This window comes from Candidatus Poribacteria bacterium, assembly GCA_021295755.1.
Classification (GTDB): Bacteria; Poribacteria; WGA-4E; order WGA-4E; family PCPOR2b; genus PCPOR2b.
Map to the genome: position 1 here is coordinate 1 of JAGWBT010000017.1, position 25,093 is coordinate 25,093.

General features: G+C 48.9%; 18 protein-coding genes and 2 pseudogenes. 9 read left to right on the forward strand and 11 right to left on the reverse strand.

The window, feature by feature from the left end; all coding sequences use genetic code 11:
* Nucleotides 1-310: 310 nt before the first annotated feature.
* The 9 genes and pseudogenes from J4G02_03770 to J4G02_03810 form a co-directional block, all read right to left on the reverse strand.
* Nucleotides 311-856 (reverse strand): NADH-quinone oxidoreductase subunit I, encoded by a 546-nt coding sequence (locus tag J4G02_03770; GenBank protein MCE2393711.1) that lies wholly within the window; start codon nucleotides 854-856, stop codon nucleotides 311-313.
* Between the two features lie 211 nt (nucleotides 857-1,067).
* Nucleotides 1,068-1,937, reverse strand: coding sequence for a hypothetical protein (locus J4G02_03775; protein MCE2393712.1), 870 nt, complete (start codon nucleotides 1,935-1,937; stop codon nucleotides 1,068-1,070).
* A gap of 13 nt (nucleotides 1,938-1,950) precedes the next feature.
* Complete coding sequence (guaB, locus tag J4G02_03780; protein ID MCE2393713.1) at nucleotides 1,951-3,420, reverse strand: IMP dehydrogenase; 1,470 nt, start codon at nucleotides 3,418-3,420, stop codon at nucleotides 1,951-1,953.
* Nucleotides 3,421-3,790: 370 nt separating this feature from the next.
* Entirely contained in the window at nucleotides 3,791-5,743 is a 1,953-nt protein-coding gene (locus J4G02_03785) for an alkaline phosphatase family protein (protein ID MCE2393714.1), read from the reverse strand.
* A 403-nt stretch (nucleotides 5,744-6,146) separates the two neighbouring features.
* Entirely contained in the window at nucleotides 6,147-6,527 is a 381-nt protein-coding gene (locus tag J4G02_03790; GenBank protein MCE2393715.1) for a nuclear transport factor 2 family protein, read from the reverse strand.
* Nucleotides 6,528-6,548: 21 nt separating this feature from the next.
* Nucleotides 6,549-7,754, reverse strand: coding sequence for a hypothetical protein (locus tag J4G02_03795; protein MCE2393716.1), 1,206 nt, complete (start codon nucleotides 7,752-7,754; stop codon nucleotides 6,549-6,551).
* Between the two features lie 84 nt (nucleotides 7,755-7,838).
* On the reverse strand, nucleotides 7,839-8,561 hold the full coding sequence (locus J4G02_03800; GenBank protein ID MCE2393717.1) for a hypothetical protein: 723 nt from the start codon (nucleotides 8,559-8,561) through the stop codon (nucleotides 7,839-7,841).
* A gap of 198 nt (nucleotides 8,562-8,759) precedes the next feature.
* A pseudogene (locus J4G02_03805) lies at nucleotides 8,760-9,458 on the reverse strand (T9SS type A sorting domain-containing protein).
* A pseudogene (locus J4G02_03810) lies at nucleotides 9,451-10,119 on the reverse strand (hypothetical protein). Before J4G02_03810 ends, J4G02_03805 begins: the two co-directional pseudogenes overlap by 8 nt.
* 605 nt (nucleotides 10,120-10,724) lie before the next feature.
* Here J4G02_03810 and J4G02_03815 point away from each other — a divergent pair.
* The 9 genes from J4G02_03815 to J4G02_03855 all read left to right on the forward strand — a co-directional run bounded on the left by J4G02_03815 (nucleotide 10,725) and on the right by J4G02_03855 (nucleotide 22,941).
* Nucleotides 10,725-11,870 (forward strand): trypsin-like peptidase domain-containing protein, encoded by a 1,146-nt coding sequence (locus J4G02_03815; GenBank protein MCE2393718.1) that lies wholly within the window; start codon nucleotides 10,725-10,727, stop codon nucleotides 11,868-11,870.
* A 115-nt stretch (nucleotides 11,871-11,985) separates the two neighbouring features.
* Nucleotides 11,986-12,501 carry a hypothetical protein gene (locus tag J4G02_03820; GenBank protein MCE2393719.1) on the forward strand — a complete coding sequence of 172 codons (516 nt, stop codon included), beginning with the start codon at nucleotides 11,986-11,988 and terminating at the stop codon, nucleotides 12,499-12,501.
* Nucleotides 12,502-13,056: 555 nt separating this feature from the next.
* Nucleotides 13,057-14,433, forward strand: a complete 1,377-nt coding sequence (locus J4G02_03825) for an RDD family protein (GenBank protein MCE2393720.1) — start codon at nucleotides 13,057-13,059, stop codon at nucleotides 14,431-14,433.
* 84 nt (nucleotides 14,434-14,517) lie between these two features.
* Nucleotides 14,518-15,780, forward strand: a complete 1,263-nt coding sequence (locus J4G02_03830) for a serine hydroxymethyltransferase (protein ID MCE2393721.1) — start codon at nucleotides 14,518-14,520, stop codon at nucleotides 15,778-15,780.
* A 6-nt stretch (nucleotides 15,781-15,786) separates the two neighbouring features.
* Nucleotides 15,787-17,145, forward strand: coding sequence for a bifunctional folylpolyglutamate synthase/dihydrofolate synthase (locus J4G02_03835; protein MCE2393722.1), 1,359 nt, complete (start codon nucleotides 15,787-15,789; stop codon nucleotides 17,143-17,145).
* 160 nt (nucleotides 17,146-17,305) lie between these two features.
* Nucleotides 17,306-19,588, forward strand: a complete 2,283-nt coding sequence (locus tag J4G02_03840) for a sodium-translocating pyrophosphatase (GenBank protein ID MCE2393723.1) — start codon at nucleotides 17,306-17,308, stop codon at nucleotides 19,586-19,588.
* Between the two features lie 131 nt (nucleotides 19,589-19,719).
* Nucleotides 19,720-21,099 (forward strand): acetyl-CoA carboxylase biotin carboxylase subunit, encoded by a 1,380-nt coding sequence (gene accC, locus J4G02_03845; protein ID MCE2393724.1) that lies wholly within the window; start codon nucleotides 19,720-19,722, stop codon nucleotides 21,097-21,099.
* A 345-nt stretch (nucleotides 21,100-21,444) separates the two neighbouring features.
* Nucleotides 21,445-22,149: a 2-phosphosulfolactate phosphatase gene (locus tag J4G02_03850; protein MCE2393725.1), complete on the forward strand. Its 705-nt coding sequence runs from the start codon at nucleotides 21,445-21,447 to the stop codon at nucleotides 22,147-22,149.
* Nucleotides 22,150-22,203: 54 nt separating this feature from the next.
* The gene (locus J4G02_03855) at nucleotides 22,204-22,941 is read left to right on the forward strand and encodes an SGNH/GDSL hydrolase family protein (protein ID MCE2393726.1); all 738 of its coding nucleotides are present in this window, start codon (nucleotides 22,204-22,206) and stop codon (nucleotides 22,939-22,941) included.
* A gap of 41 nt (nucleotides 22,942-22,982) precedes the next feature.
* Here the strand turns inward: J4G02_03855 and J4G02_03860 are convergent, their stop codons facing one another.
* Together J4G02_03860 and J4G02_03865 are read right to left on the reverse strand one after the other, a co-directional pair.
* Nucleotides 22,983-24,650: a hypothetical protein gene (locus tag J4G02_03860; GenBank protein ID MCE2393727.1), complete on the reverse strand. Its 1,668-nt coding sequence runs from the start codon at nucleotides 24,648-24,650 to the stop codon at nucleotides 22,983-22,985.
* A gap of 51 nt (nucleotides 24,651-24,701) precedes the next feature.
* The coding region (locus J4G02_03865; protein ID MCE2393728.1) for a serine/threonine protein kinase at nucleotides 24,702-25,093 on the reverse strand (392 nt) is incomplete at its 5' end.

Genomic DNA, 25,093 nt, shown 5'->3' on the forward strand with positions numbered 1-25,093 from the left:
ACTTGCTTTTATCTTATCTGTTAAAGCGAAAAGAGAATCTGAACTAAAGTTTAGGGATAGGTCTTGAATTTGATTCGGTTGGTCCTTGTCCAAAGTCATTTCCTAACATATTTCGATAAAAAATGGGCAATTCTTTCCCCTACTGCACCTCAGAGGTATGGAAAGCCTTGCCCTAAAAGTTCATGCCAAGATGTGCCTGCTTTTTGTTTTAGTATGAGACTAAAAATCTATGCACATTCTGTCGGGTAGAGCCTACCCCTCACGTGCCTGCTGGGTAGCCACTAACCCAAGTAAACTCAGGTTCGGGTACTTACGAATCGGGATGAAGTCCTTGTTCGGGAATGTCATTATTAGCTATCAGCATATCTCGATCAAAGATAAAGTCTTTCCGCGAACCACCGAGAACTTCGCCCTCTTTCTGTCTTTCTCTAAAGTATTGCGGGAGTGTAATTCCTGTCATCTGGATTGCATCTTCTGGACACGCTTCGACGCAATATCCACAGAAGATACAACGCAGCATATTGATTTCAAAAACTTCGGGATATTTTTCGCGTTGATAACCCTCTTTCGTTTTCCAGCCTTCGGGCGCAGGACCGCCCTGAATGGTGATACAATCTGCCGGGCAGGCTGTTGCACACATGAAGCATGCCACACATTTGACATTTTCTTCTGAATCTAAGGGCAGCTTATGAATACCACGATAGCGATCATTGCGCTCCTCAACACTACGTGGGTCTTCCGGGTACTGATAAGTAAATTTCCTCTTGGGAATATGTTTCAGTGTCGTGAGCATGCCCTTAATAAGTCCAGGGATATAAAGCCTATCCCAAAACGACATCTCTTCATTTACTCTCATAGAAACAGCGTCGCGGCTTTGATAGTTGAGCGAAAAATCTTTGCTGGAAAGCCGTTCTCCTTTCAATAGATAAAATTCAAATCGAATGGTAGCACAATTTCAATATTAATGCAACAACTATTTTTTCGATTGTCTCCTCGTGGGTGACAAATCTCCCACATCAATTACGACCATAGCACAATACTACCACCTCGACATGGGGTAATAGCAGTTACTCTCTTTGTAACCCTTCAGGAAACCCGTAGGGCGTACCAGTTCGGGGTACAGGTAATGGAAAGCTCTGCCCCCCTAAGTTTTGGAACATCTCATGTTTACCACATAACCATAGAAACATCTCTGCCACCTTCACTGCACTTCGGAATTGTTCAACAAGGCCAGCGGCGGGGCTTTCATAGTCAGCAGTAGCAAAATCAAAGTTAGGGTCAATCACCCAATCCCTTTTAGGTGGACTGGTTCTCCAATAGAAATACTTCAACAAGTTACGGGTTGCCGTTACAGTTGATGACGGGCGACGATGCCAGATATGATAGATTGTTATGAACACAGAGCCTGCGGGTGCATCAGTGTATACTGTGTTCTTGATATTTCCTAAATGCCCCATCAACCTCGACTTCTGCCGTACAAGATGTGTGCCGGGTACAATTTGCGTCGGTCCCATCTCTATCGGTGTGTCCTGTGGATAATAGAATACCTGAAGGAATTTTAATTCATGAGTATAGTTGTAGTTCCCATCAATATGCCAACCCGCAACTGATGCGATAGGACATTCCACACGATGGTTCACCATCTGGACTGGCAGATGGAAATCCTCGCCCAACAATGACCGCACAGCACCGGCAACTTCAGCATTCCTCATCACCCCTTCAACAAACCACTCCTCATATAAGATGTCATTCATATAGAGCAGATCAGGATGTGCATCACAATATTTCACAACACGCCGGTTAATCTCATCAGGCACAACTCCTTCAAGCCTGAGATACCCATTTTTTAGAAAATCAAGTACCTCTGTGTCTGATAAGGTCGGTTTGCAGTTATGTGTGCTAGGGTGAACCAATGCCTCCTCTGAAAAGGTATTCATAACTCAAATAGCCTCACATCATTACACTATAATTGGGAGCTTCTTCCGTAATCGCAATATCGTGCGGGTGACTTTCGCGATGACCGCTGCTCTGTATCCGAACAAACCGGCTTTCAATCCGCAATGATTCAATGTCCGGCGTACCACAGTATCCCATCGCAGCACGGAGACCTCCGATAAGTTGATAGACAAAATCACCCAACTGACCTTTGTAAGGCACCCGTCCTTCGATACCTTCAGGCACTAACTTCGCTAAAGATTCACTACTTTGAGAGTATCGTTCGCTACCGAGCCGTTCCTTCATAGCGGATAAAGAACCCATGCCCCGATGGATTTTATAGGTACGACCTTGATAGATAACCGTTTCGCCGGGACTTTCCTCCGTACCCGCAAGCAAACTCCCTATCATCACCGAACTCGCCCCTGCGCCGAGAGCCTTCGCAATATCACCTGAATACCGAATACCGCCATCAGCAATAACTGGAACGCCATCTTTGTCCGCCTCTTGTGCGCAATCGTACGCTGCCGTAATCTGCGGAATCCCTATTCCTGTGACAACACGGGTCGTACAGATTGATCCGGGACCCATGCCCACTTTAACGGCATCAACACCCGCGTCAATCAACTGGCGAGTTGCTTCAGCGGTTACAACATTTCCAGCAATCAGGTCCACATCGGGAAATTCTGCCTTAATCCGATGCACTGCATTGATCACATTTCGATGATGGCCATGCGCGGTATCTATTGATAATACGTCAACCTCCGCGTCAACCAGAAGCCCCACTTTTTCTAAATCCCAAGAAGGGCTAATTGCTGCACCAACCCTCAATCTCCCAGACTCATCCTTACAAGCTAAAGGATATTTTTCCACCTTGTCAATATCTTTGATTGTGATAAGTCCGCACAAGCGAAACTCCTCATCAACGATTGGGAGTTTTTCCTTCCGAATTTGGTGCAGAATCTGTTTCGCTTTTGCTAGCTCAATCCCAGGCGAGGCAGTGACCAACTGTTCGCTCGGTGTCATCAGTTCAGTCACAGGCAGATCGGGATCTTCCTCATATTTCAGATCGCGATTGGTGATTAGCCCAACGAGATAACCCTCTTTGGTTACAATCGGGATACCGCCGATGCGGTAACGGGCGGTCATTTCCAGCGCGTCACGAACCTTCTTATCGGGCGTCAAGGTAATCGGATCGATAATCATTCCGCTTTCTGAGCGCTTGACCTTATCAACCTCATTGACCTGCTGCTCAATGGGGCAGTTGTAATGGATGAGACCAATACCACCCTCTCGTGCCAAAGCAATCGCAAGGTCGGATTCCGTAACGGTATCCATCGAGGCACTGCAAATTGGAATATTGAGGCGAATACGGCGGGTCAACTGCGTACTTGTATCAACCGCACTCGGCAGAATGTTTGATTCACCAGGGATTAATGAAACATCATCAAATGTCAGTGCAACCTTGGAAAATTTGGGTGGCATTGCATCGGAAATTTTTGTGTCCATTAGGAGTGCCTCCTTAATAATGTAATTAGGTGAACCAAAGATGTTAAATCTTGAAGAATAGATAGGTACAAAGGGGGAGGACAATTATTGAAGTAAGATGTTATCACATCATGAGCATATTGTCAAAAAAAATCCCTATTCCTACGTACCTACAAATTTTCTACACATACAGGAGTTACGCAAATTTAGTACACAAGGGGTAGATTTTTGATTTTTAACCCCCTAAATCCCCAACTCCCCTGACAAGGGGGGCTAGGGGGGTTAGGGGATCTTCTCCCTTGTCTTTACCCTCTTATCAGAGGGGTTCAGGGGGACTTATGAACGCGCTGCGTAAGTCCTAACATATTCAGTTTCCATCTCGCTCTCGCGCCATCTCGTTTCCTTCAAACAGATCGTGGGCAATTGTACCTTGACTTTGTGCCGGTGGAGCGGTGCCGAGGATATGACAAAACGTCGGAACAACATCAGCGGCGTGGATGTAACCGTGTGAATCATAATCACGCTCATACCCCTTTTTGATTCCCGGTCCAGCCAGTAACATTGTTCCAAAGCTAGAAGAGATGTCCTCGTTTCGGGTGGGAAGGAAACCGCCGTGGTGTGCGCCATACACTTCGGGTGCACCAGCTGCCCCGCCACCGATAATCCCTTTCCACTGACCGTAGTAGCCGCTGACGTAGCCATGGTCCCAAGCAAAGATGACATCGCCACACTGATCACCCCACTGACCGAGGAGGTACGCATCCCGCTTCGGCAACGCAATAGCGATGGGCGTCCGCCCAACCTCTTCATCAACCCAAGTGCGTAATGCCAATAGAAGTTCGCGTTCAATTTCGTCGAACGCCGCTCCCTGTTCAGCGTTGATGTAGATGTCGAAACCTTTGTCATCCTTGAGATAGGCGCGGGTCTGCTCCCAATCTATATCCTTCTCTAGGACTTCATCGCGTTCGACGCCTTCCGCGCCGTTCTTCAGGACGGTGAACTCCTGATCGACAAGGAACTTCCGGATGTTGGCAATCCGAATGTCGGGGTAAGCCCCATGGTCGCCAAGGACACCGACGCAAGTTTCATCATCGGCTGCCTCCCAGATGCGTCCCAAAATCCGGTCGCCAACCTGATACGCCCGACGGAAGTAGTCCATCGCTGTATCTACGTTGTTTGGGTCGTAGCCCGGACAAACAGGATCGACATCGTTGAGATGGATGTGGTTCAGATAGTCAAACAGATGCCAATGACAGATAAAAAAGGAACAACCACGTTCACGCAGCATGTAGTTGGCAACATCAGCGAACCAGATACCCTGATATTCGCACTCCTCAAGAGCGGTATCAAAATCCGCCATCCCCGATGTGTAAGGCGTCATAGAAGCGTGTTCCTGATAGGGTCCAAAGCGTTCAATTAGCTCAGCAGCGAGGTCATCGGGATAGGTAAATCCGTCGGCGTAAGTGACCTGTGAACGGTAGAGTTTCAAATTCTTCCCGCCGGGAGTGAGTTCCATCAACTTGAATCGAATCGACGCATCCTGCTTTCGACCATCGATCTGGAAAGGTTCAATCGCCCAATCGCTCCATTGACCGACCGCTGTCTCGGCGATTCGTGTATCCCCATCCTTCCCCCGGCAGATCTGTAGGCGATCATATCCCCTCCCAAGAGTGTCAACCGCAAGAAGGTGAAAGGTGTTGACATCGCCGCCGAGACGGGCATGAATTTCGATTTCGGATTCAAGCGGAGGTGATTGGCTCGGCGGAAGATTTCCCCAATCAGCTGCGGGACGTAAGGCTGGAATCGGTTGAACGCTGCGTTGTGTCCGACGAACAGCTGTTCCATCATGGTCCATCTCGACGGTAGCGACCTGATCGCTCGTCGTATACGCCTGACAGGATGCCACCTCATAGTCGGTGCTAGCGTGTCCGGGGTGACCAAAGCCATCCACAACAAAACCGGATTTGATGCCCGATGGATGAGCTGCTGGGTAGTGCACAGCAACGCTTGTTTTGCCAGCCCGCTCTAGGGTATTCCAGATCCGCTCCGCATTCGGAGCGCGTCCGTCGAAGCTGTTAATCCGTTCACCGGGGGCAACCTCCACACGCCAACGACTCACGCCGTGTGTGCCGGTGTGAGCGCCCGTAGAAAGGGTCGCCCAATTCGTCGGTGTCCAGACCGGAAAGGACGGAAAGGTCTGGTTCACAGTGCCACCTTTGAGCATCCTTTCAAAGTTCGGCAAACATCCTTCAGCAACAAATTTTTTCATCATTGGAACGATAAAGCCATCCATCCCGTAGGCATAGATTTTTTTAGACATAAACACCTCCTCTATAGAATCCTTGCATCATCATAAAACTTCACCCTTGATTAACCTAAGTCACCACCTTAATAAAAAAAGCGAATAATGTTAGAACTTACGCACTTCTGTAGGGAACAACGATCGTTGTTCCTTACGGGCTTGTCGATGGAGCCTCTGCTGTAGTTGCCCGATTTATCGGGCATTGGGGGGATGTGGTGCGGCGATAAATCGCCGAACTATAGGATCTTGAGCGTTCAACTGCGTAAGCCCTGTAAAGTAAAGTACAAAGCGTGAAGAGAAACCGAGTTTTTGAGAAAAACTCGGTTTCTTATTCTTCCGTTTTCTTTTTTTGCGTCTTAGCGTCCTTGCGTTTTGATTTATTTCAAAACAAATTGACTATCGACCGGTTCTTCACTTGCAGCTACGCAGGAACACCGACCGAAGCGTGAATCTGAACAAACTTCCACGTCCCACCCTCTTTTTCGAGGACACCTGTCAACCGCACTGCCAATTCTTCGGGGTTACCCAACCACTTGAGTCTCCATATCTGGCGCGTGTAAAACCACGCCAGAGTCTCCCGCTCCTGAACGTCAAGATGTTCGTAATCAATCGCAATATCCGCCGCATTCGCGACAATATTCTGATAGTAATCTCTCGCGTTCTTGCCGCCCTCAATATGCTCATCCGGCTCCGTACCAATCTTCACATAGTGGTCAGCCAAAGACATCATCTTGATGAGCCGCTCTGTGTCTCCTGTAATGAGTGCACCAAAGTACGCTTTAACTGTTTGGCAGGCATCCATGACTGTTTTTTTAACCCTTGATTAGATTGTTAGAACAACCTCGATTTCGTTTTTCCCTACCTGTAGATTAACCCGTACAAATAACAACCGATCACCTAACCACGTCACTTCCTGTGCGTTTGAGGTTGCCAACGTGAGGCCATCGTGATTCCCCCAGACGGCTAACCCATACGGCATCGCTTTTGTGGATTCCAAGGTAAACTGCATCCGCAACTGACTGCGCGAGCGAGAGGGGCGGAACTGCTCAATTTGTGGTAGATTTACTTCGGCACCGTTGGGCGAATTAACTGGCGGAGAGATGTAGTTCGTTACCCGAATCGGTTCTATCTTGCCTTCTTCAAAAACCAACTGACATTCAGTATCATAATAGGAGAAAAACAATTTGTCCGAACCGGTTGATGCTTCATCCTCGCCTTCTGAGTTGGGATCCGTGACCAGAAAAGTTGGCTGCGTCTGATCGCCGTTCTCTCGGCATGCGCTGACAACATCGGGAAGCGACATAATCTGTGTCTCCGGTGCCTCGCACACGTACGCCAGATATGCATCTAGCTGACCGAGCTGTTCCTCCGTCAAAGATGCAACCTCCACAGGGTCAATCCGCTGGATATAAGCCAACCAACGATTCCACGTTGCGTTTGCCGCATAACAATCGAATTCCTGCTGCGCTACGCCGTTTAATATCTGGGTCTGAGAGTCGGTGTCCGCTGTTTCTTTAGACGCAAGAGGTGTCTGGGTGGGAAGGAGAGAGGCGTGCGGAAGGCCGACAACGCCGCTTGTGGACGCGCCACAGAAATTGTGCCGATCTACCGATGGAAAGAAGCAACCAAACGGACAACCCTCATCCTCTTTATCGTCCCAACCATACCCCCACAATCCAGCGAAACCGATCTGTTCTAAGGCGTAAAGCAGCACATGATTTTTCTGTTCCGCTCCTGCGACAACAGGATTCGCCCATCCGATCGCCTTTTGGACTCGATCTCTTTCCGACGAGATATAATCCGGCAGCTTTTCGCGCATCGTCACGATATGCTCCGCGGATCGGCTCAAGTCGTCGGAATCCGTTCCCGATCCCGAAATCGATGAAATATTGACCATCAGCATTACTTCATCGCCGTGGGATGTGTGCCATTCGGTTAGATCCGCAGCGAAGGATCGTGCAGAAGTCGCCCCAACACCCCATGTAATGGGGATGCCATGTTTATGGGCAAGTTCCGCGAGTCGGCGCATCCCCCGCCTCAACGCGCTTCGATCTCCAGTGATTGCAGTACTAACAAGCGAATAAGTCAACATAACAAACCAAATATTATCTTTTTAACGCCTTGGTCCCTCAAGGAAAACTGTAACTCCCATCTCGGCATATTTCTCGCGCGTGTCCGGCGTACCATTCCTGTAGCAGACCGCTACCTCGGTATCAGCGAGTTGATCGCACACATGACGCACACAATCGTCAACGGTTTTCAATGAATGGTGCGGATAACTCTCTATGCTGAAGGTGAGATCTGCGGGACCAAAGGAGAGGCAATCCACGCCCGGCTTGGCAAGTTTTCGTGCATTGGTCGCTGCGGAAACCGATTCTACCTGCATCCACAGGACACCGTATTGATTCCACCAATTCGCGTATTCCAAGCGATCACTCCGCTCGGCTATCCCTTTTCGGCTTCCGCCACCCGCGCTACGGATACCGATTTGAGGGTAATAGAACCACGTAACCGCTTCCTCCACCGTCGATTCCAACTCCACTTGGGGCACCTCGACCCCGGACGGTCCCAAATCGAGGTAATTACCAATGAGGTAAGCGTTACGGGTATGCTTAATCCGAAAATGGACCGGTATATCAAGTGAACCCGCAATATTGCAGTATTCCACCAATTGCGGCTCATTGTACGCCGAATGTTGACTATCCGCCATGACAAAATCGTAACGGTCTTTATCAATGATCGCTTTCATCTCATCCCGATTCGCTGACACTGGCACACTGACACCGTAAATCAATTCACCATCACGAATACGCTGTTTCAAATTTTTCGCTGACATCTCATTTTCCCTTTAATGTTTGGTAAATTCAGGATTATATCAAACCTGTTATAATCTCGTATGTTGCTAGGGCGCGTTGACATTTGACAGGGCGTAGGTTGGGTTGAACGGTGAAAGCAAATCCCTATCAAATACAATACCGGCACTGTAGGTCGAGATTCATATCTCGACACCATAATGTTGCTGTGCATCCCGATTTTATCGGGACGGTGTTACGGCATACGGAGTATGCCTATACTTTAGTATCAACATCCGTCGCGTCCCTGTGAACTCACCGGCTGTCAGTGTGTAGAAGTAGAGGCCACTAGCGAGGGGCTCTCCGAGTTGGTTGCGTCCGTCCCAATACACCGCACGACTGCGACTCTGATACATACCCACCGCCTGATGCTCAACCGCCAAACGGCGAACTAATTGCCCATTTATATCATAAATTGTCAACGCAACGTCTGCTGACTCTGCCAACTGATACGGTATCCATGTCTCCGGGTTAAACGGATTCGGATAGTTTACCAACAAGGCAGTCTTTTCAGGAATCAGCGAGGCTAGCAGGTTTTCAAGATTTTCGATCCCCTGTTTGAAGGCGAGTGAACCGTCATCTTCCAACCGTGCCTGCGCGATCCACGCCTCTATCATCGCAGCATCTACGCTTTCTGCTCTAATTGCCGGCGCAGCGAGTGATTCGGCAATTCCCTGCGCCACACGAATGAGATCCAGAATACTAACAATACCATCGCGGTTCACATCCACCGCCGAACCGGCTGATACCCTTTTCCCTAACTGCTGTGCAACGAGGATCAGATCCAGAATGCTGACCACACCATCTCGGTTCACGTCTCCGGTGGCGAGTCGTCCTTCCACAACGATGCGAACTTGATGCGGTCCTGCAGGCAGACTGTTTGGGTGCATCAAACGAGATGTGATAGGGATATTCCGTTTCTATTTTCGTCCACCCATCATTCCGATCCCACTCATAGTGTCTTAGGTCAATATAGAAGATAGTCCCTTGCGGGTCGATGGGTTGTGGGTTGGTGACTGTACTCCCCCATGAGAGACTATTGACTAATTTGTAGAGTGCTTTACGATACTCTTGCAGAATTTGTGTTGACCCTCCTGCATTATAGAGATGGGTCCTAGTGAAGTAACGGGCAAATGCACGGTCAAACGGTGCAAGGAACATTAGGTGAGTCTCAATGGTGCTAAGTACTTCACTAGGAGAGATGAAGTCGCCGTCGGTTGTAGCTACCGTCTCCCAATCGGGAGCACCGAATAGAATCCAGTTACGTATCCTGTCAATTGACTGAGAAGGTAGTTGGGGTTGTCCCAGTGACATCCGTTTGGCCGTTTCAGTGGTTATGAGTCGCTTGTACAGTTCAGAAGCGTCGGGGTTTCCCGGAACAACGCTTCCTTTTGTGATGAGTGCGTTGTGTTCCATTAAGAGGGATTCTTTATAAGCGCCATCGGGACCATGGCAGATGAGGCAGCTCTGTTGAAAGATAGCGTAGGTATCTAGGGCTATCTGTTGTTGGGCAGATGCAGCTTGAGAACCCACAATCGACATTAATAGAGCGATGAGTGCAATGGGATGCTGCTTATAGATCCCAACCAAATTGAGAATGAAATAACGCTTAAACATCGCTTAAACATAAAGAGGGTCTCCTGATATGCTAGGCTCTGTTGACATTTTACAGCGGTTGTAGTGAACAACGATCGTTGTTCACTACGATACCCTTACCGGGACTTAGAACCGAGTTATTCGTAGGGAATGGAGATCTCCGTTCCTTATGTTCTAAGCTACCAAGGTAATTGTGAGTCTCCTGCGCTTGTGTAGGTCGAGATTCATATCTCGACACTGCCCTGTCGAGTATGGAAACTCGACCTACGGGAGCCTAGAAACTTGCGTTGTGATATTATAAACCTTCTCGAAATTTCCGTCAACGCATTTCTAACATGAAAACGCCCTCATCAAATATGCCAAAAGTCATTTATCCAACACAAGTTTGAGATAGGAAATGAGATGGAGGTACAAGTTGAGACTAACACTTTGCACGATTATTTCTCTTGAAACTACCTAATATCTGTGTTACAATCTGAAGTTCCTGAAATTACAAGTTGTGCGAACTGCTTCATGGATATATCACCCAACAGATAACGAGCGATGCTGCTATGGGAAATCCGAGAAAAGCGTTACTACACTTCACAGCTTTGGGAATTATTTCACTCTTAATAACTGCTGCGGCATCTGCCCAAACTGCCGAACAGATTGCCGACAAAACATTAGCGGCTACGGTCTATTTAGAGATGACCGATAAGGAGGGCGAAGCCCTCGGGTTTGGTAGTGGCTTCTTCATTGGACAGAACCAGATTGTAACTAACTTCTACGTTATTGAGGGAGCGGCAAAAGGTACGGCAACACAGACCGGTAAGTCCGCAAAATATACCATCGAAGGTGTATCCGCAACGGATGAGGAAAACAATCTCGCTGTCCTAAAGGTCACAGTGGCTGGAGCTGAACCCCTGTCTCTCGGCGACAGCGAGACGGTTACTATCGGCGAGACGGTTTACGTAGCGGGTAACCCAAGAGGGTTGAAAGGCACGTTCTCAAATGACACCATCAGTGCCTTCCGCGAAGGGGAGGCCAAAAAACGATTTCAGATGGCCGCTTTGATTTCCCCGGGAAACAGTGGAGGACCTGTACTAAACGGAAATGGCGAAGTTATCGGAATCTCTCTCATAACACTTGAAAATGGCCAAAATCTCAATTTCGCCATTCCATCAAACGACATCAAGAAGTTGCTCACACAGTCAGGGAATGCAAAACCTTTGTGGCAGGGCAAACAATCCATATCCGCCGAAACGTACCTCAGGTGGGGCTACGCCAAGTACAGACGCGACCAATATCAAGCTGCTATTGATGATTATGAAGCTGCTATCAGTTTGAAACCCGATTTTGCTGACGCCTACTATTTTCGGGGAACTGTGAAGCGATCGTTGGGTCAATACAAGGAGGCGATCGAAGATTACGATACTGCTATCGACCTCAAAAATGATTTTGCTTTCGCCTACCACTTTCGGGGGACGATAAGGGGTGACCTAGGCGAACACTTCATCGCCATCCAAGACTATAACAAGGCGATCGATGCCAAACCTGATTATGCCTTCGCCTATCTTAGGCGGGGAATTGCCAATTACCTATTGGATCGCAATTGGGCGGCAAAGAAGGATTGGGAAACTGCGTTAGAACTCGCGGAACAGGCGGGTAATAAGCGCCTCAAAGCTCAAACGGAAAAATTTCTTAAACGAGTTGAGTAGCATAAACTGAAACATGGGGAGACTAGATACTGGCGTTCTATGAGGGGCTTGTTCTTCAAATTTAGCTACATTTTGGAGTGAAATTGGGATCGTAGTTTGCTACAAAACGGGTAATATGAATAATCAAGGTCCAAACAAAGATTATGTTTACAATGCTTTACTGCGCTACAATTATCTACCTCTGGGCAAACTAAACCCGGACGAAATACCGTTCAAAGTCTTTTCTACCGAAGATTTCACACCTGATATAGTTGATGAAATGCTTCAGAGATACGGGCAGGCGAGAAGCAAAGGATGCGATCAGATAGAATACCGCACGAATCGATTTAATAATGTGACACGCCTGATGCACATTCCACATCCACTACCTTATGCACGCTTATGCAAATGTATATCAAAAAATTGGAATAAACTTCAATATATATGTAATAATCATAGCAGCCATTTGAAGCCTACCCAACATAATGATCGCAGACTGATAATGGGGGAGTATGAAAACCTTGAACGGGTTTCGGTGATGGATAGCGAAAACTTTTCAGATCGGAGGTTGCGGTTAAAAATTTCAACAGGTAAATTTTACCGAGTTAAGGCAGACATTTCATCCTTTTTTCCTTCTATCTATGAAATTTGATAAAGATAGTGCTAGTTTTTTTTAGAATATCTCATCGCGATAGCGGTTTACAGCCCCAGCATACTTCCAATTCTTTGCCAGATAGCAAAGAAGTATAAAGTGGGTTTGAATTTGCAAATTGACTCTGTTCTGAACCAATCTATTAAATTCTAACGTTCCGATGCTATCTGTTGGTGTTTGTACTTCATGGGAATTTGTAATATAGCAGTTAGTGACGAACTTGCGAACGTGATCATTGAAACAGAAGATTGTATGTCAATGGGGATGCGGATCGCTTTAAACCAGCACCGCGAAAAAGTGATTGATTTCCTTGACAACACAATCAATGCTTGTTCAGAATATGATTGTGACCAGTACTGGATTTTGATTCATGAATTAGCTCCAGACTGTCCCCAATTTAACTATTATCGTGGAGCATCTGGATTAAAATTTCTCAGCGAAAAGAATGTCCATTTCATAAAGCCGATAAATACAGAAACCTAAGGACCAAAAACCAGTTTCAAGGGCTACGTAAACCTCAAAACTGATTTTGGCTTGCTTGAAGAAAGCTAAGACATGGGTTTAGAATTCAGATGCCCACATTGCAACGATAACATTCGTCTCAAGTATTTGTCTATAGAGGAAGTTGCTGAATGTCAAAGTTGTCGGAGGCGTGTTGTAGTTCCTCAGGACGCAGTTGCAATTGCTGATGATAATGAGAGCAGAGTCACCCAAACCTCTAAAGAAAGCCCCGTTTCTGCCGAAGGTGAAATTACATCGCGTTCATCTTCTTCACAGCAATCTTCTGCTACTCCGGAAAGGATTGCAGGGGCGGGAAAAGCTGCTGCACGAATCCAATCTGATGGAGGGACATCAGCTACAGAGAGAATCGTAGTTGCTAGCAAAGAGTATCAACTTGCCTCTCCTGGCATGCGATGGTGGGCAAATTTTATCAGTACTATAATTGCCCCTTTTATTGCTACTTTCAAGGTTTGGCGTGCTTTCTTGGAGTGTTTATTAGCAAGGCAAATTCCTGCCCGTATCGCCGGTATAAGCGGTATTGTGGCTATAATCTTGGTTTTGATTATAGCAGAGATAATAGATTTGTCGTCTGACAACTTTGCTGCTTCGTGGGTTATTGTTTCCCTATGTCTCTATGGTTGGTTTTTTGGAGGTGACGGATCACACAACGGACAAGGCTGGGCGAAAAAACTGTGTTCAATCAAAGTTATTGATTCGCATAACGGCAATCCATGTACGTTTGGACAGTCTTTTGTGCGACGTTTATGGCTTTATTTACCGCTGCTTAATATCATCGACATACTCTGTATTTTGGGAGTTAAAAGACAGCGGATTGGAGATAAGTTAGCTCGGACCCTTGTTGTCAAACAGGAACCCGGAGAAGTAGTAGCCAAGGACAGGTCTGCTTATAAAACCCTAGCCATTTTTGGAATACTGTTTGCCTTGGGTTATGTGCCAAGTCTGTTTTTCAATCAAAATCAGACACCTGAGAAAGTTGTCAAATCGATAGACGGCCAAGTCCAGGTGATTGTCCCATCTGGTTGGACAGAATTATCAGAATTACACGGTGATACGATTTTGAAAGTTGGTAATGTTTGGGACGAACTCTTCTTAATCGTGATGTTAGAAAATAAGAGGGATTTTATTAGCATGAATCTCGACAACTATTCTCAGATCGCTACAGAAACACTAATATCCGGTTTAGGGGCCGCAGAAAAATCTCAACCGCTTGAGTTACTAATCCGCAATAATAGAGCCATTCAGTATGAAATCCGTGCCACCGTTGAAGATATGAGCGTAGTGTATCTCCACACTAGTGTTGAAGATAGCCAAAATTACTATCAGGTGATAGGCTGGACATCAAGTTCTCAATTTTATAACAAAGAATCGGTCCTTCAGGATATTACACAGAGTTTCCAAATTACTCCATGATAGTAACTTGCTCTACTTAGGAAGTGAATCCCAATGAAATCGGAGTGTTGAAATCCCAAAGGTTGGAATGAGGATGATTATATAATGAATAGGTCGCTGAGTGAAGTTGACCCACAGATTATCCAGATTATGCTACAAGATCTGGATCGGCTACAAAATTGCTTGACACTCATCCCTTCGGAAAATTATGTGAGCCGAGCGGTCATGCAGATGCAGGCGAGCGTCCTGACCAGTAAATACGCCGAAGGAACCCCCGGTGCCCGTTACTACAACGGCTGTGCAGCCGCAGATGGTGTGGAAAGCCTTGCAATCGAGCGTGCGAAGCAACTTTTCGGTGTTGATCATGTCAACGTCCAACCGCACGCCGGAAATTTAGCCAATATGGCAGCGTACCAAGCACTACTTGAGCGGGGCGATACAATTCTGTCAATGCGACTGGATCACGGCGGTCATCTGAGTCATGGACTTCCCCAGAATTTCTCAGGTCAATATTACAATGTAGTGTCTTACGGTGTTGACCCAGAGACAGAACAGATCGACATGGCTACGATAGCCGAACTTGCGAAAGAACATCGCCCCAAGCTGATCATCGTTGGCGGAAGCGCTTACCCACGCTGGTTCGATTTTGCGGGCTGGCGAGAAGTCGCTGATTCCGTCGATGCGTATCTGATGGCGGACATCGCCCATATCGCTGGACTTATCGCCGCAGATGTCCATCCGGATCCAGTGCCTTATTGCGACGTGATTACCACAACTACCCATAAAACGTTGCGGGGTCCGCGGGGCGCAATTGTGATGTGCCGGGAGGAACTGGCAGAATCGGTTGATCGGGCGGTTTTTCCGGGGATACAAGGCGGTCCCTTTATGCACACAATCGCAGCGAAGGCGGTCGCTTTCAAAGAAGCGATGGAACCTGCCTTCAAAGCATATCAGAGCCAAGTTGTAAAGAATGCCAAAGCACTCGCAGAAGCACTCATCGGCAACGGATTTCGCTTGGTAAGTGGCGGCACAGATAACCACCTCATGCTGATTGATTTAACTGCGACATACAAGCAGTTGAGTGGACGGCAAGCCGCAGACCACCTTGAGGACGCGGGAATTATTGTCAACAAAAATACCATCCCGTTGGATAAACGATCTGCGACCACAACGAGTGGCGTCCGTCTTGGAACACCGATGATATCAGGGCGTGGGATGAAAGAAACAGAAATGCAGCTGATTGCCGATTTGATAACAGAAACCCTCGAAGGACGCAGAAGCGCAGAAACCAAGCGGGGTGTAAGGGAGAAAGTTCGCGATCTTTGTGGGCAGTTTCCAATCTACGAAGATTTGAATTTATGGACATAAATAAAGTTGGATTACGAAGCCGCTCTCGCCTATATTGATACATTTATTAACTCCGAGAAAAGTCCTGACTTTTCAAGGCAGGCACGCTTTTATAACCTTGAACGTATCTCTCGCCTGCTAGCGCACTTGGGGGATCCACACCGTCGCTTGAAGGTGGTTCATGTCGCCGGCAGCAAAGGGAAGGGGTCAACGGCAGCACTGATCGCCTCAATCCTAACTCATGCGGGTTACAAAACAGGCTTGTTTACACAACCCCACCTGATAACGCCGCGTGAACGGTGTCGCATCAACTCTCGGCTCATTTCAGAGTCGGAATTTGCGAAATACGTTGACCGACTCAAGCCGTCAATTGAGGCGATGGCAATCCCCCCTTTCCCCCCCGTTGACGGGGGGGAAGAGGGGGGTGGGCGTGTCTCATTCTTTGAGATTTATACGGCACTTGCCTTTATCTACTTCGCGGACAATGCGGTTGACTTTGCGGTCATTGAAGTGGGGCTTGGTGGACGGCTAGATGCAACAAACGTGGTGGATCCGCTTGTCAGTGTTATCACGCCGATTAGTTTGGAGCACACAGCAATACTCGGAGATACGCACGAAGCAATAGCGAAAGAAAAAGCGGAGATTATAAAACTGAACCGTCCCGTCGTATTAGCGCCACAAGTCCCTGAAGCGCAAGCGGTATTTGAAACCGTCGCTGCAGATCGGGACGCATCAATGGATGAGGTTGGACGCGATATTCACCTGAAGCGCAAGGACTGGAACATCAATGGACAGACGTTTGATCTGACAACACAGTCGGTATGCTATCCGGACCTTTTTTTACCGTTGCTCGGTGAACATCAGGCAATTAATGCAGCAACTGCAATTGCTTGTATTGAGTGCATGCGTCAGGAGGGATACAAGGTTCCTCAAACTAGCATCTATGGCGGCCTGAAAGAGGTCTATTGGGCGGGGCGGATGCAAGTTGTGGGACAGTCACCAGTCATTTTGCTGGATGGCGCACATTCTCCAACTTCAGCGGAGGCGTTGTGCACAGCTATCCGTGAGGTTTTCTGCTACCGGCGTTTGATCCTTGTTGTAGGCTTGATGCGAGACAAAGACCTGCAAGCCATTGGTCAGATTTTGTGTCCATTTGCAGATGAAATTATTACAACGCAAGCGTTTGATAATTCGCGTGTCACGCCTGCCGAAGAGATTACCCGGGCATGGTCAGAAATAGGAGCAAATTTCCATGTCTGTCCGAATGTTCGTGAGGCGATACCGTTGGCGCAATCAATCGCCACGGCCTCAGATCTTATATGCATCGCAGGCTCCATCTATATCGTCGGAGAAGCGATGAAGGTACTTGGTATAGACGAAATATAAACACATAACGAGTAACGAGTAATACGTAAAAAAGCCACCTCCTTACGTATTACGCATTATTCTTCATTTTGTAAAGGAGATTTTTATGCTTGAAACAGTTCTTAAACGGCTCCGTGCAAGGAGCCGTGGATGTTTAATTTTTCTCACTTCGTGGGTGGGCATGGCAGTTGCAAATCCTGCCTTTGCACAATCGGAATCTCTCCCACCCTTACCCACCGCGTGGTGGATTGTTCCAATTGGTTCACTGATCGCTTTGGGATTCGCATTTGTCTTCTATAAATCAGTCATGCGGCAGAGCGAAGGCACAGATGTGATGCGAGAAATCGCCCAAGCTGTGCGCGAAGGGGCGATGGCTTATCTGAGACAGCAGTATAAAGTGGTGGGGATTGTCTTCGCTGTACTATGTGTTATCTTTGTCATTATGGCTTTCGGACTGAATGCCCAAAACAAGGTAGTGCCCTTTGCGTTTTTGACGGGCGGATTTTTCTCAGGGCTTTGTGGCTTTCTCGGTATGAAGACCGCAACGAACGCGTCGGCTCGCACGACAAGTGCCGCGATGGAGGGACTTAACTCGGGCTTGCGGATTTCTTTCCGCGCTGGCGCAGTGATGGGGTTGGTGGTCGTCGGCTTCGCGCTATTGGACATCGCTGGTTGGTTCCTAATTCTCTATTATCTGTTTCCAAAGATTTTTCCGGGGTTCTTAGAGGCAAATCCGCTGCCTCAGATCACCGTAATCATGCTGAGTTTCGGTATGGGTGCCTCGACCCAGGCGCTCTTTGCACGTGTCGGCGGTGGTATCTACACCAAAGCCGCTGATGTCGGTGCAGATCTCGTAGGTAAGGTGGAGGCCGGCATCCCTGAAGATGACCCGCGTAACCCCGCTGTGATTGCAGATAACGTTGGTGATAATGTAGGGGACGTAGCAGGAATGGGGGCAGACCTGTACGAATCTTATGCGGGATCAATCCTCGCCACCGCTGCGCTCGGCGTTGCGGCGATTGCGGCGAAAGATTATAATAACATTGCACTTCAGTTGAAGTATCTTTCCGCACCGATGATTATTGCGGGGATCGGTGTGATCCTCTCGATTCTAGGGATTTACATGGTTCGCACGAAAGAGGGTGCCACGATGCGGCAGCTGATGGGTTCGCTCAACCTCGGCATCAATGGCAGCGCAATCGGCATCGCTATCTGCGCGATTCCGGTGTTGTGGATTCTTGATCTCCCTAACAAATGGCAGATTTGGGGTGCTATTATAGCAGGCTTGGCCGCCGGTCTGATTATCGGCAAGGTGACAGAGATCTTTACCTCTCACGATTATAAACCCACACGCGCCATCGCCAAGCAAGCGGAGACGGGCCCCGCAACGGTTATTATCGAAGGGATTGCTGTGGGAATGGAATCGACTGCCATCCCTGTGCTAACAGTTATCGCTGCCGTCGCTGTCAGCTTCTACCTACCGGGTGGAGCTAGCGACACATTGATGGGACTCTACGGCGTCGGTATCGCCGCAGTGGGTATGCTTGCAACACTCGGTATCACGCTGGCAACCGACGCGTATGGACCAATCGCAGACAACGCAGGTGGTAACGCCGAAATGTCTGAACTCGATCCAAGTGTCCGTCAGCGCACAGATCAACTCGATGCACTTGGAAATACGACCGCAGCCACCGGGAAAGGCTTTGCCATTGGATCGGCGGCATTGACCGCTCTCGCTCTCCTCGCCGCTTATCTTGAGGAGGTTCGATATGGGCTTATTCATATGGCGGAAAAGACGCAACTGGACATTCCCGGTGAAGGGATGGTTGATACCGTCAAGGTCAGCATCGCCCAATTCATGTCCTATTACAATGTAACCCTGATGAACCCGAAAGTGTTGATCGGTCTGTTTATCGGTGCGGTCATGGCGTTTTACTTCTGTGCTTTAACGATGAAAGCGGTGGGACGTGCTGCCGGTGCGATGGTGCAGGAAGTGCGTCGTCAATTCCGTGAACGCCCCGGCATCATGAAGCGCGAAGAAAAACCGGACTACGCCCGATGCGTCGAAATCTCGACCGTAGGAGCGCAAAGAGAGATGATTTTTCCATCGCTGATCGCTATTATCGTTCCGGTAATCGTCGGCTTGGTCTTCAACGTTGCAGGCGTCCTCGGTTTGCTTGCCGGCGGTTTGGCAACCGGATTCGTGCTTGCAGTGATGATGGCGAATGCCGGTGGCGCGTGGGATAACGCGAAGAAATATATTGAGGGCGGGGAATACGGCGGTAAAGGTTCTGACAACCACAATGCAACCGTTGTCGGTGATACTGTCGGTGACCCGTTCAAGGATACATCAGGTCCGTCGCTTAACATCCTCATCAAACTCATGTCGATGGTGTCGGTGGTATTCGCAGGATTAATTGCGAAATACGGCGATGTAATCGGCGGTTTGTTGGGGATGGGATAAGCAAGGATGAAAGTCAGAAAGTGGGCAGGTGTAAAAGTGTGAATGAAGTCTGATTCACTTCCGTTTTCATAACTACACACTTTTTCTCTTTGATTTAGGGATGAACCGCTAACTTTCAGAGGTTCAAAAAAATGTTTAAGAAAATCTTAATTGCAAATCGTGGCGAAATTGCGCTTAGGGTTATCCGTGCCTGTCGGGACATGGGTATCAAGACCGTTGCTGTCTATTCGACCGCCGATAAGGATTCGCTGCATGTTCAGCATGCGGACGAAGCCTACTGTATTGGTCCGCCCGCTTCAACGGAAAGCTATCTCAGACCCCCAAACATCATTACCGTCGCTGAGCTAACGGATGCGGACGCCATCCATCCCGGTGCAGGGTTTCTATCCGAGGACGCACAATTCGCCGAAATCTGTGAAGCCCATGAGGTCACTTTCATCGGTCCGACAGCAGAAAACTTGAGAACTATGGGCGACAAGGCGGAAGCACGGGAAACAATGTCGAAGGCAGGACTCAAGTTGGTGCCGGGAAGCGGCAGCGTCCGTCGGAGGCTTCGGCGGAACGTCAGAAAAGGCTTGGTTGAGAATGCTGAAGAAGCGGTCGAAATCGCAGACAAGATTGGCTATCCGGTAGGTATCAAAGCAGTCGCTGGCGGCGGTGGGCGTGGCATCCGAATCGCACATGACGGCACCAGTCTGATGGACCTTTTCCACACGGTCAAGGCAGAAGCGCAGTCCGCGTTTGGCAGCACCGAAGTTTACGTGGAAAAGTGGATTGAGAATGCTCGCCACATCGAAGTCCAGATTTTGGGGGATAATCACGGGGATGTCATCCATCTCGGTGAACGGGAATGTTCCATCCAGCGCAAGCATCAAAAACTGGTTGAAGAAGCCCCCGCTTCTTCCCTATCGTCGAAGACACGACATGACATCTGTAAGGCCGCCGCTAAAGCCGCGAAATCGATTGGCTATAACAATGCTGGTACGATTGAGTTCGTGGTAGATGCTGATGAAGAATTCTACTTCTTGGAGATGAACACGCGCATCCAAGTTGAGCATACGGTGACAGAGATGACCACAGGAATGGATCTGCTCAAGGAGCAGATCCGGCTGGCGTGGGGCGAAGAGCTCGGATACAGTCAATCGGACATTGAGGTGAACGGACATGCCATCGAGTGCCGGATTAATGCGGAAGACCCGGATAACGATCTTACTCCTTCCCCAGGGAAAGTTGAAGCATATCTGCCACCGGGGGGAATCGGCATCCGTGTGGATGGCTACCTCTATCCCGGCTACACTGTGCCGCCCTACTACGATTCCCTAGTTGCGAAACTGATTGCCCACGGTAGAGATCGGGAGGAAGCGGTTGCGCGCATGAGGCGGGCTTTGGATGAGTTTACCATTGAAGGCGTCAAGACAGTCATCCCACTCCACCGAAAAATCATGGACGACGAACGCTTTCTGAACGCAGAGATCTTTACCAACTTTTTGGAGTCGGGGTTCAGTTTGTAAAACCCGTGGGGCATGTTAAGAAATCATGCCACAGAAACCGAGTTTTTGTCCGAGCCCCACAGGTCAGGCGCCAATGAACTATAGTGGATTCAACAATTAACGATACATATTATGGTGAAGTCTATAGTGAATTCTGAAAACAAATAGACGTTAAAAGTAGTAGGCACGCGCCGCGTGCCGTGCATCCGCGAGCAAGGTTGCTGACCTCGCTTATTCACAGTGTCTAATTAATTCTAACATCTACTATAATTACGTTTCACGCATCACGTTTCAGGTACTTAACATTTTACATCCGCTTACCTCAAACCGTAGTGCTATCATCCCACCCCGTTATGAGTATAACCCATGCCCACTTCTATTGACGTTGTTTTCACACCAGATCTCCTCCCCTTTTCCGACCTCAACGGCAAAACGGTTGTCGTCGCCGATATTTTACGTGCGACAACTACCATCACCTTTGCTGTGGCAAACGGCGCAACAGCCATCACGCCTGTTCTAACCCCTGAAGATGCCTTTCGTCTTGCTGCGGATCTACCGAACACACTGATCGGCGGCGAGCGCGGCGGAATGAAAGTTGAGGGGTTCGATCTTGGAAATTCACCGCGTGAATATACCCAAGCGGTTGTCTCAAACCGGCAAATCGTCCTGACAACGACGAACGGAACACGTACCCTACAAGCCTGCCGCGCCGCTGAGCGGGTTCTTGTCGGATCTTTCTTCAATCTCAGCGCAATTGTGGACCAGTTGGCGCAAGTGGAAGGGGAACTTGTCTTGGCATGTTCCGGCAGAGAGGGTGGTTTCTGCATGGAAGATACTGTTTTTGCGGGTGCATGTGTGGCAGCATTGGAGAAAATTCAACTGACTGACGCTGCTGAAACAGCAAAGATCCTCTATCAGACACATCGCGAAGATTTGTTTGGGATGCTGCGAAATTGCTATCATGGTCAAAGACTCGCTAGCATTGGACTAGGAGAGGATCTCGAGTTTTGCGCCCAAATCGATCTCGTTGACATTGTCCCTCATCTGATTGACGGACGGATTATTGTGTAACTTTAGGGGAGAAAGGGACAAGCCATTAGCTTATCTTCGGGAGGACATACAGGGATGAAAAAGGATTGGTGGACTAAAGAATTTCAGAAGCTAGTTACCATTGGAGAGAGCACAACCGCCGGCGGTTGGTCCAGTATTCGCGAGCGATGCTGGGCAAGTCAGTTGGCACGGCTGATCAACGAGTTTCAGCGTGTCCCTGTGGAACTGGTCAACGTGGGGATTGGTGCTAACCTAATCTCGACCAAAGGACCCGCCTATCTCGAATCCGACCGAAATCCCGCCGCCAATGAGCGCATTGACCAACACGTTATTGAGAACAAACCGGATCTGCTGGTCATTTCATACGGACTCAACGATGCGCGTGGCGGTACGCCGATTGACCTCTTTTGCGACGAGATGCGCGACATTATCCGGCGCGTACGGGAGCAGATTCAGCCGTTAATCGTCTTACTCGGTCCGTATTATATGACTGACTTCACCGCCGGTGGCGAACGCTGGAGTCACGCCGACCTCAATATCTTCTACCGCTATAACGATGCGATTAAAGGGGTCGCCGATGCGTCTGACTGCCTTTTCATCGATCTACTGGGTTCATACCGTGACGCGGATTGGCTCGTCCACCATGACGGGGTACACGCAAATGATCTCGGACATCGTATTGTAGCGAATAAGATTTTTGAGGTGCTAGCGTCCAACTGCTCCGGGTTGGCTTTGGAAACCAAAACACTAGAAACGCATATCCCACCGTGGCGAGACGAATCCGTCCTTCGAGGCGTTAAAGCAAAACCCTAAACTCCCTAATTACACCTTTTGGGGTGGGCGTTCATGGAGTTTCAGGGACGCCGATATTCCACATGCGCCTCGACTTTTTCCACAGTCATGGGCACCCTTTGCGAATCCTGCCCTGTAACCAAGATGCCAACTAGGTTGATGCCTACCGCAAATAGTTTCGGATTTACGTCGAAGATAAACCAACCGGCATCAACAGTCGCCCTATCCAACAGCACCCCATTGAGACGCACTTGAAGCCGGTCAATTATATCCTTTCGGGCTGGTGAGGTGAACAACTGCGGACGATCCCAGAAAGGATTGATGGGCGCAGTGTCAATTTTCTGATGCTCCGGCAGATTTTCCGTCCCCGGGTCAGAAAACAGGAGGCGAAGGGCTAATCGCTCGATCCGTTCTGCTTCAGCGGTGAAATCGTCGGAGACGCGAAGCCTAATTAGCGCGTCAACCAATCCTAAATTGTCCAAAGTCATAGGCAGCTGACCCAACATATTCGTGTTCTGATAACTGAACCGCGGGGTGTGCCACTCTTCCACGTCGGCTCCACCAGATCCACCGCCGCCGCGACGTTGGACAACGAAATGTTTGTTCAAATATTTCAGTTTTTCCGGATCGCCAAGTTCGCCGTATGCCTGTTGATACACGGGGATCATCCGTGTGCCGTCAAAGTAGGCACCGTGTGTCTTAACCCCCAACTGCTGGGCAACTTCGGGCGGTGCAACACCCCAATTGAAGGTCTGAATCGCGTCTACCCCTTGCTGCCACCAGTTAGCGATTACGCCCCGCCACACTTCAATCGGGGGCCAAGAATAGCCATCCGTGCAATGGTGGTCATCGAGCGTGCCGAAAATCTGAATCGGCTTGTCGCCAACAATGGAGCGAAACTGCTCAATAGCCAACTCATACGAACGCACACCCAAGACCAGAAAGTCAACGAGATCATCGCACACCCACGTTTCTACATCAAGCCCGTCAAAATGACAACCGATGAGATTGTCCGGGATGCGTGCCGCTAACAAAACCGGTCGTCCCCGTTTTCGCTCTACTTCGAGTGTCTCCTGCCGGACCCGGCGAAGAAATTCCGTGATATGCTCACGCTGCTCCCATTGATGCCCCGGCGGGGTTTGGATAGGACCGCGTGCAAAATCGATCTCTAAGCCATCGAAGTTGTACCCCTCCACCAGTTCTCGGCAGATAGCGACCTTGTAATCACGCACACCCGGCACGGCAAAGTTCCAGAGCGGCTGTGCCCATTCGCCGGCGATTAGCCAATCGGGATGCGCTTCCGCCAATTCACGATGCTCGGTATATGGATCTTCGTTAAGTCGATAGGTATAGAAGCATTCGAGACCCCGTTTCTTGGTTTCCTCAATATAAACTTCGGCGATGTTGACCCCATCGTCTAGCCATTGCTCGAAAATCTTTACGCGCTCAAGGCTTACATATTTTGGCACCGATGGACTTGTCTCGTTTATTAACGGTCGTCCTTCCAATGGGAAAGTATTATCGAATGACCACCACTGCGCGTCAATGTGAACCCCCGGCGCATCGGCAAACGCGAACTCATACGCCATGATCTTATCGACGGTCAACCCTTGCTCAACGGCGCACAGTAAGCCATCAACCTGATGATTAACGACGATTCGCCGTTTCCGATTGGCGGCGGCGAGATGTTCCAGCGAGAGTTTGAAAGTGTAGTTGGTGTTACCGTTCATCTGCTGTCCGTCCCCCTAATCGCTCGACAGTGTGTTCACCCATGAGGTTGTTCAGTCTAGCGATAACTCGGAAACGCGCGCGTCCATCCATGCAGCAAAAAAGGCTGCCATCGAGTCGTATCGTTTCTCTCGATCATCGTGACAGGCATGGCGAACCACCCCGTACAGTGCGTCGTTTCCACGAAATGGACGACGCTCTAACGTACCATCCGACAGCAGCACAGCTGCGGTCCTCCCCACAGTGAACACAGTGGTACGCCCATCAATGCGTGCACCCCGCTCAAACTCCTCGGGAGCCATGAAACGCGATGAACCGAACATCCGTCCCATCTCGTTTATAAATGGTCCCTCACAGTAATTGTCTAAGTCCACAACATGCAACTCCCGATGGTCAAAGTCGTAGATCATGCAGCCATCGTAAAAATCGACAGCAATCCACCCTA

Excerpts from the sequence above, each read along its gene's own strand:
- J4G02_03855 (MCE2393726.1), top strand. The coding sequence starts at position 22,204 with ATGAAAAAGGATTGGTGGACTAAAGAATTTCAGAAGCTAGTTACCATT.
- J4G02_03790 (MCE2393715.1), bottom strand. The coding sequence starts at position 6,527 with ATGGATGCCTGCCAAACAGTTAAAGCGTACTTTGGTGCACTCATTACA.
- J4G02_03775 (MCE2393712.1), bottom strand. The coding sequence starts at position 1,937 with ATGAATACCTTTTCAGAGGAGGCATTGGTTCACCCTAGCACACATAAC.
- J4G02_03830 (MCE2393721.1), top strand. The coding sequence starts at position 14,518 with ATGAATAGGTCGCTGAGTGAAGTTGACCCACAGATTATCCAGATTATG.
- accC (MCE2393724.1), top strand. The coding sequence starts at position 19,720 with ATGTTTAAGAAAATCTTAATTGCAAATCGTGGCGAAATTGCGCTTAGG.
- J4G02_03785 (MCE2393714.1), bottom strand. The coding sequence starts at position 5,743 with ATGTCTAAAAAAATCTATGCCTACGGGATGGATGGCTTTATCGTTCCA.
- J4G02_03800 (MCE2393717.1), bottom strand. The coding sequence starts at position 8,561 with ATGTCAGCGAAAAATTTGAAACAGCGTATTCGTGATGGTGAATTGATT.
- guaB (MCE2393713.1), bottom strand. The coding sequence starts at position 3,420 with ATGCCACCCAAATTTTCCAAGGTTGCACTGACATTTGATGATGTTTCA.
- J4G02_03770 (MCE2393711.1), bottom strand. The coding sequence starts at position 856 with ATGAGAGTAAATGAAGAGATGTCGTTTTGGGATAGGCTTTATATCCCT.
- J4G02_03825 (MCE2393720.1), top strand. The coding sequence starts at position 13,057 with ATGGGTTTAGAATTCAGATGCCCACATTGCAACGATAACATTCGTCTC.
- J4G02_03795 (MCE2393716.1), bottom strand. The coding sequence starts at position 7,754 with ATGCGCCGACTCGCGGAACTTGCCCATAAACATGGCATCCCCATTACA.
- J4G02_03840 (MCE2393723.1), top strand. The coding sequence starts at position 17,306 with ATGGCAGTTGCAAATCCTGCCTTTGCACAATCGGAATCTCTCCCACCC.
- J4G02_03860 (MCE2393727.1), bottom strand. The coding sequence starts at position 24,650 with ATGAACGGTAACACCAACTACACTTTCAAACTCTCGCTGGAACATCTC.
- J4G02_03815 (MCE2393718.1), top strand. The coding sequence starts at position 10,725 with ATGGGAAATCCGAGAAAAGCGTTACTACACTTCACAGCTTTGGGAATT.
- J4G02_03850 (MCE2393725.1), top strand. The coding sequence starts at position 21,445 with ATGCCCACTTCTATTGACGTTGTTTTCACACCAGATCTCCTCCCCTTT.
- J4G02_03820 (MCE2393719.1), top strand. The coding sequence starts at position 11,986 with ATGAATAATCAAGGTCCAAACAAAGATTATGTTTACAATGCTTTACTG.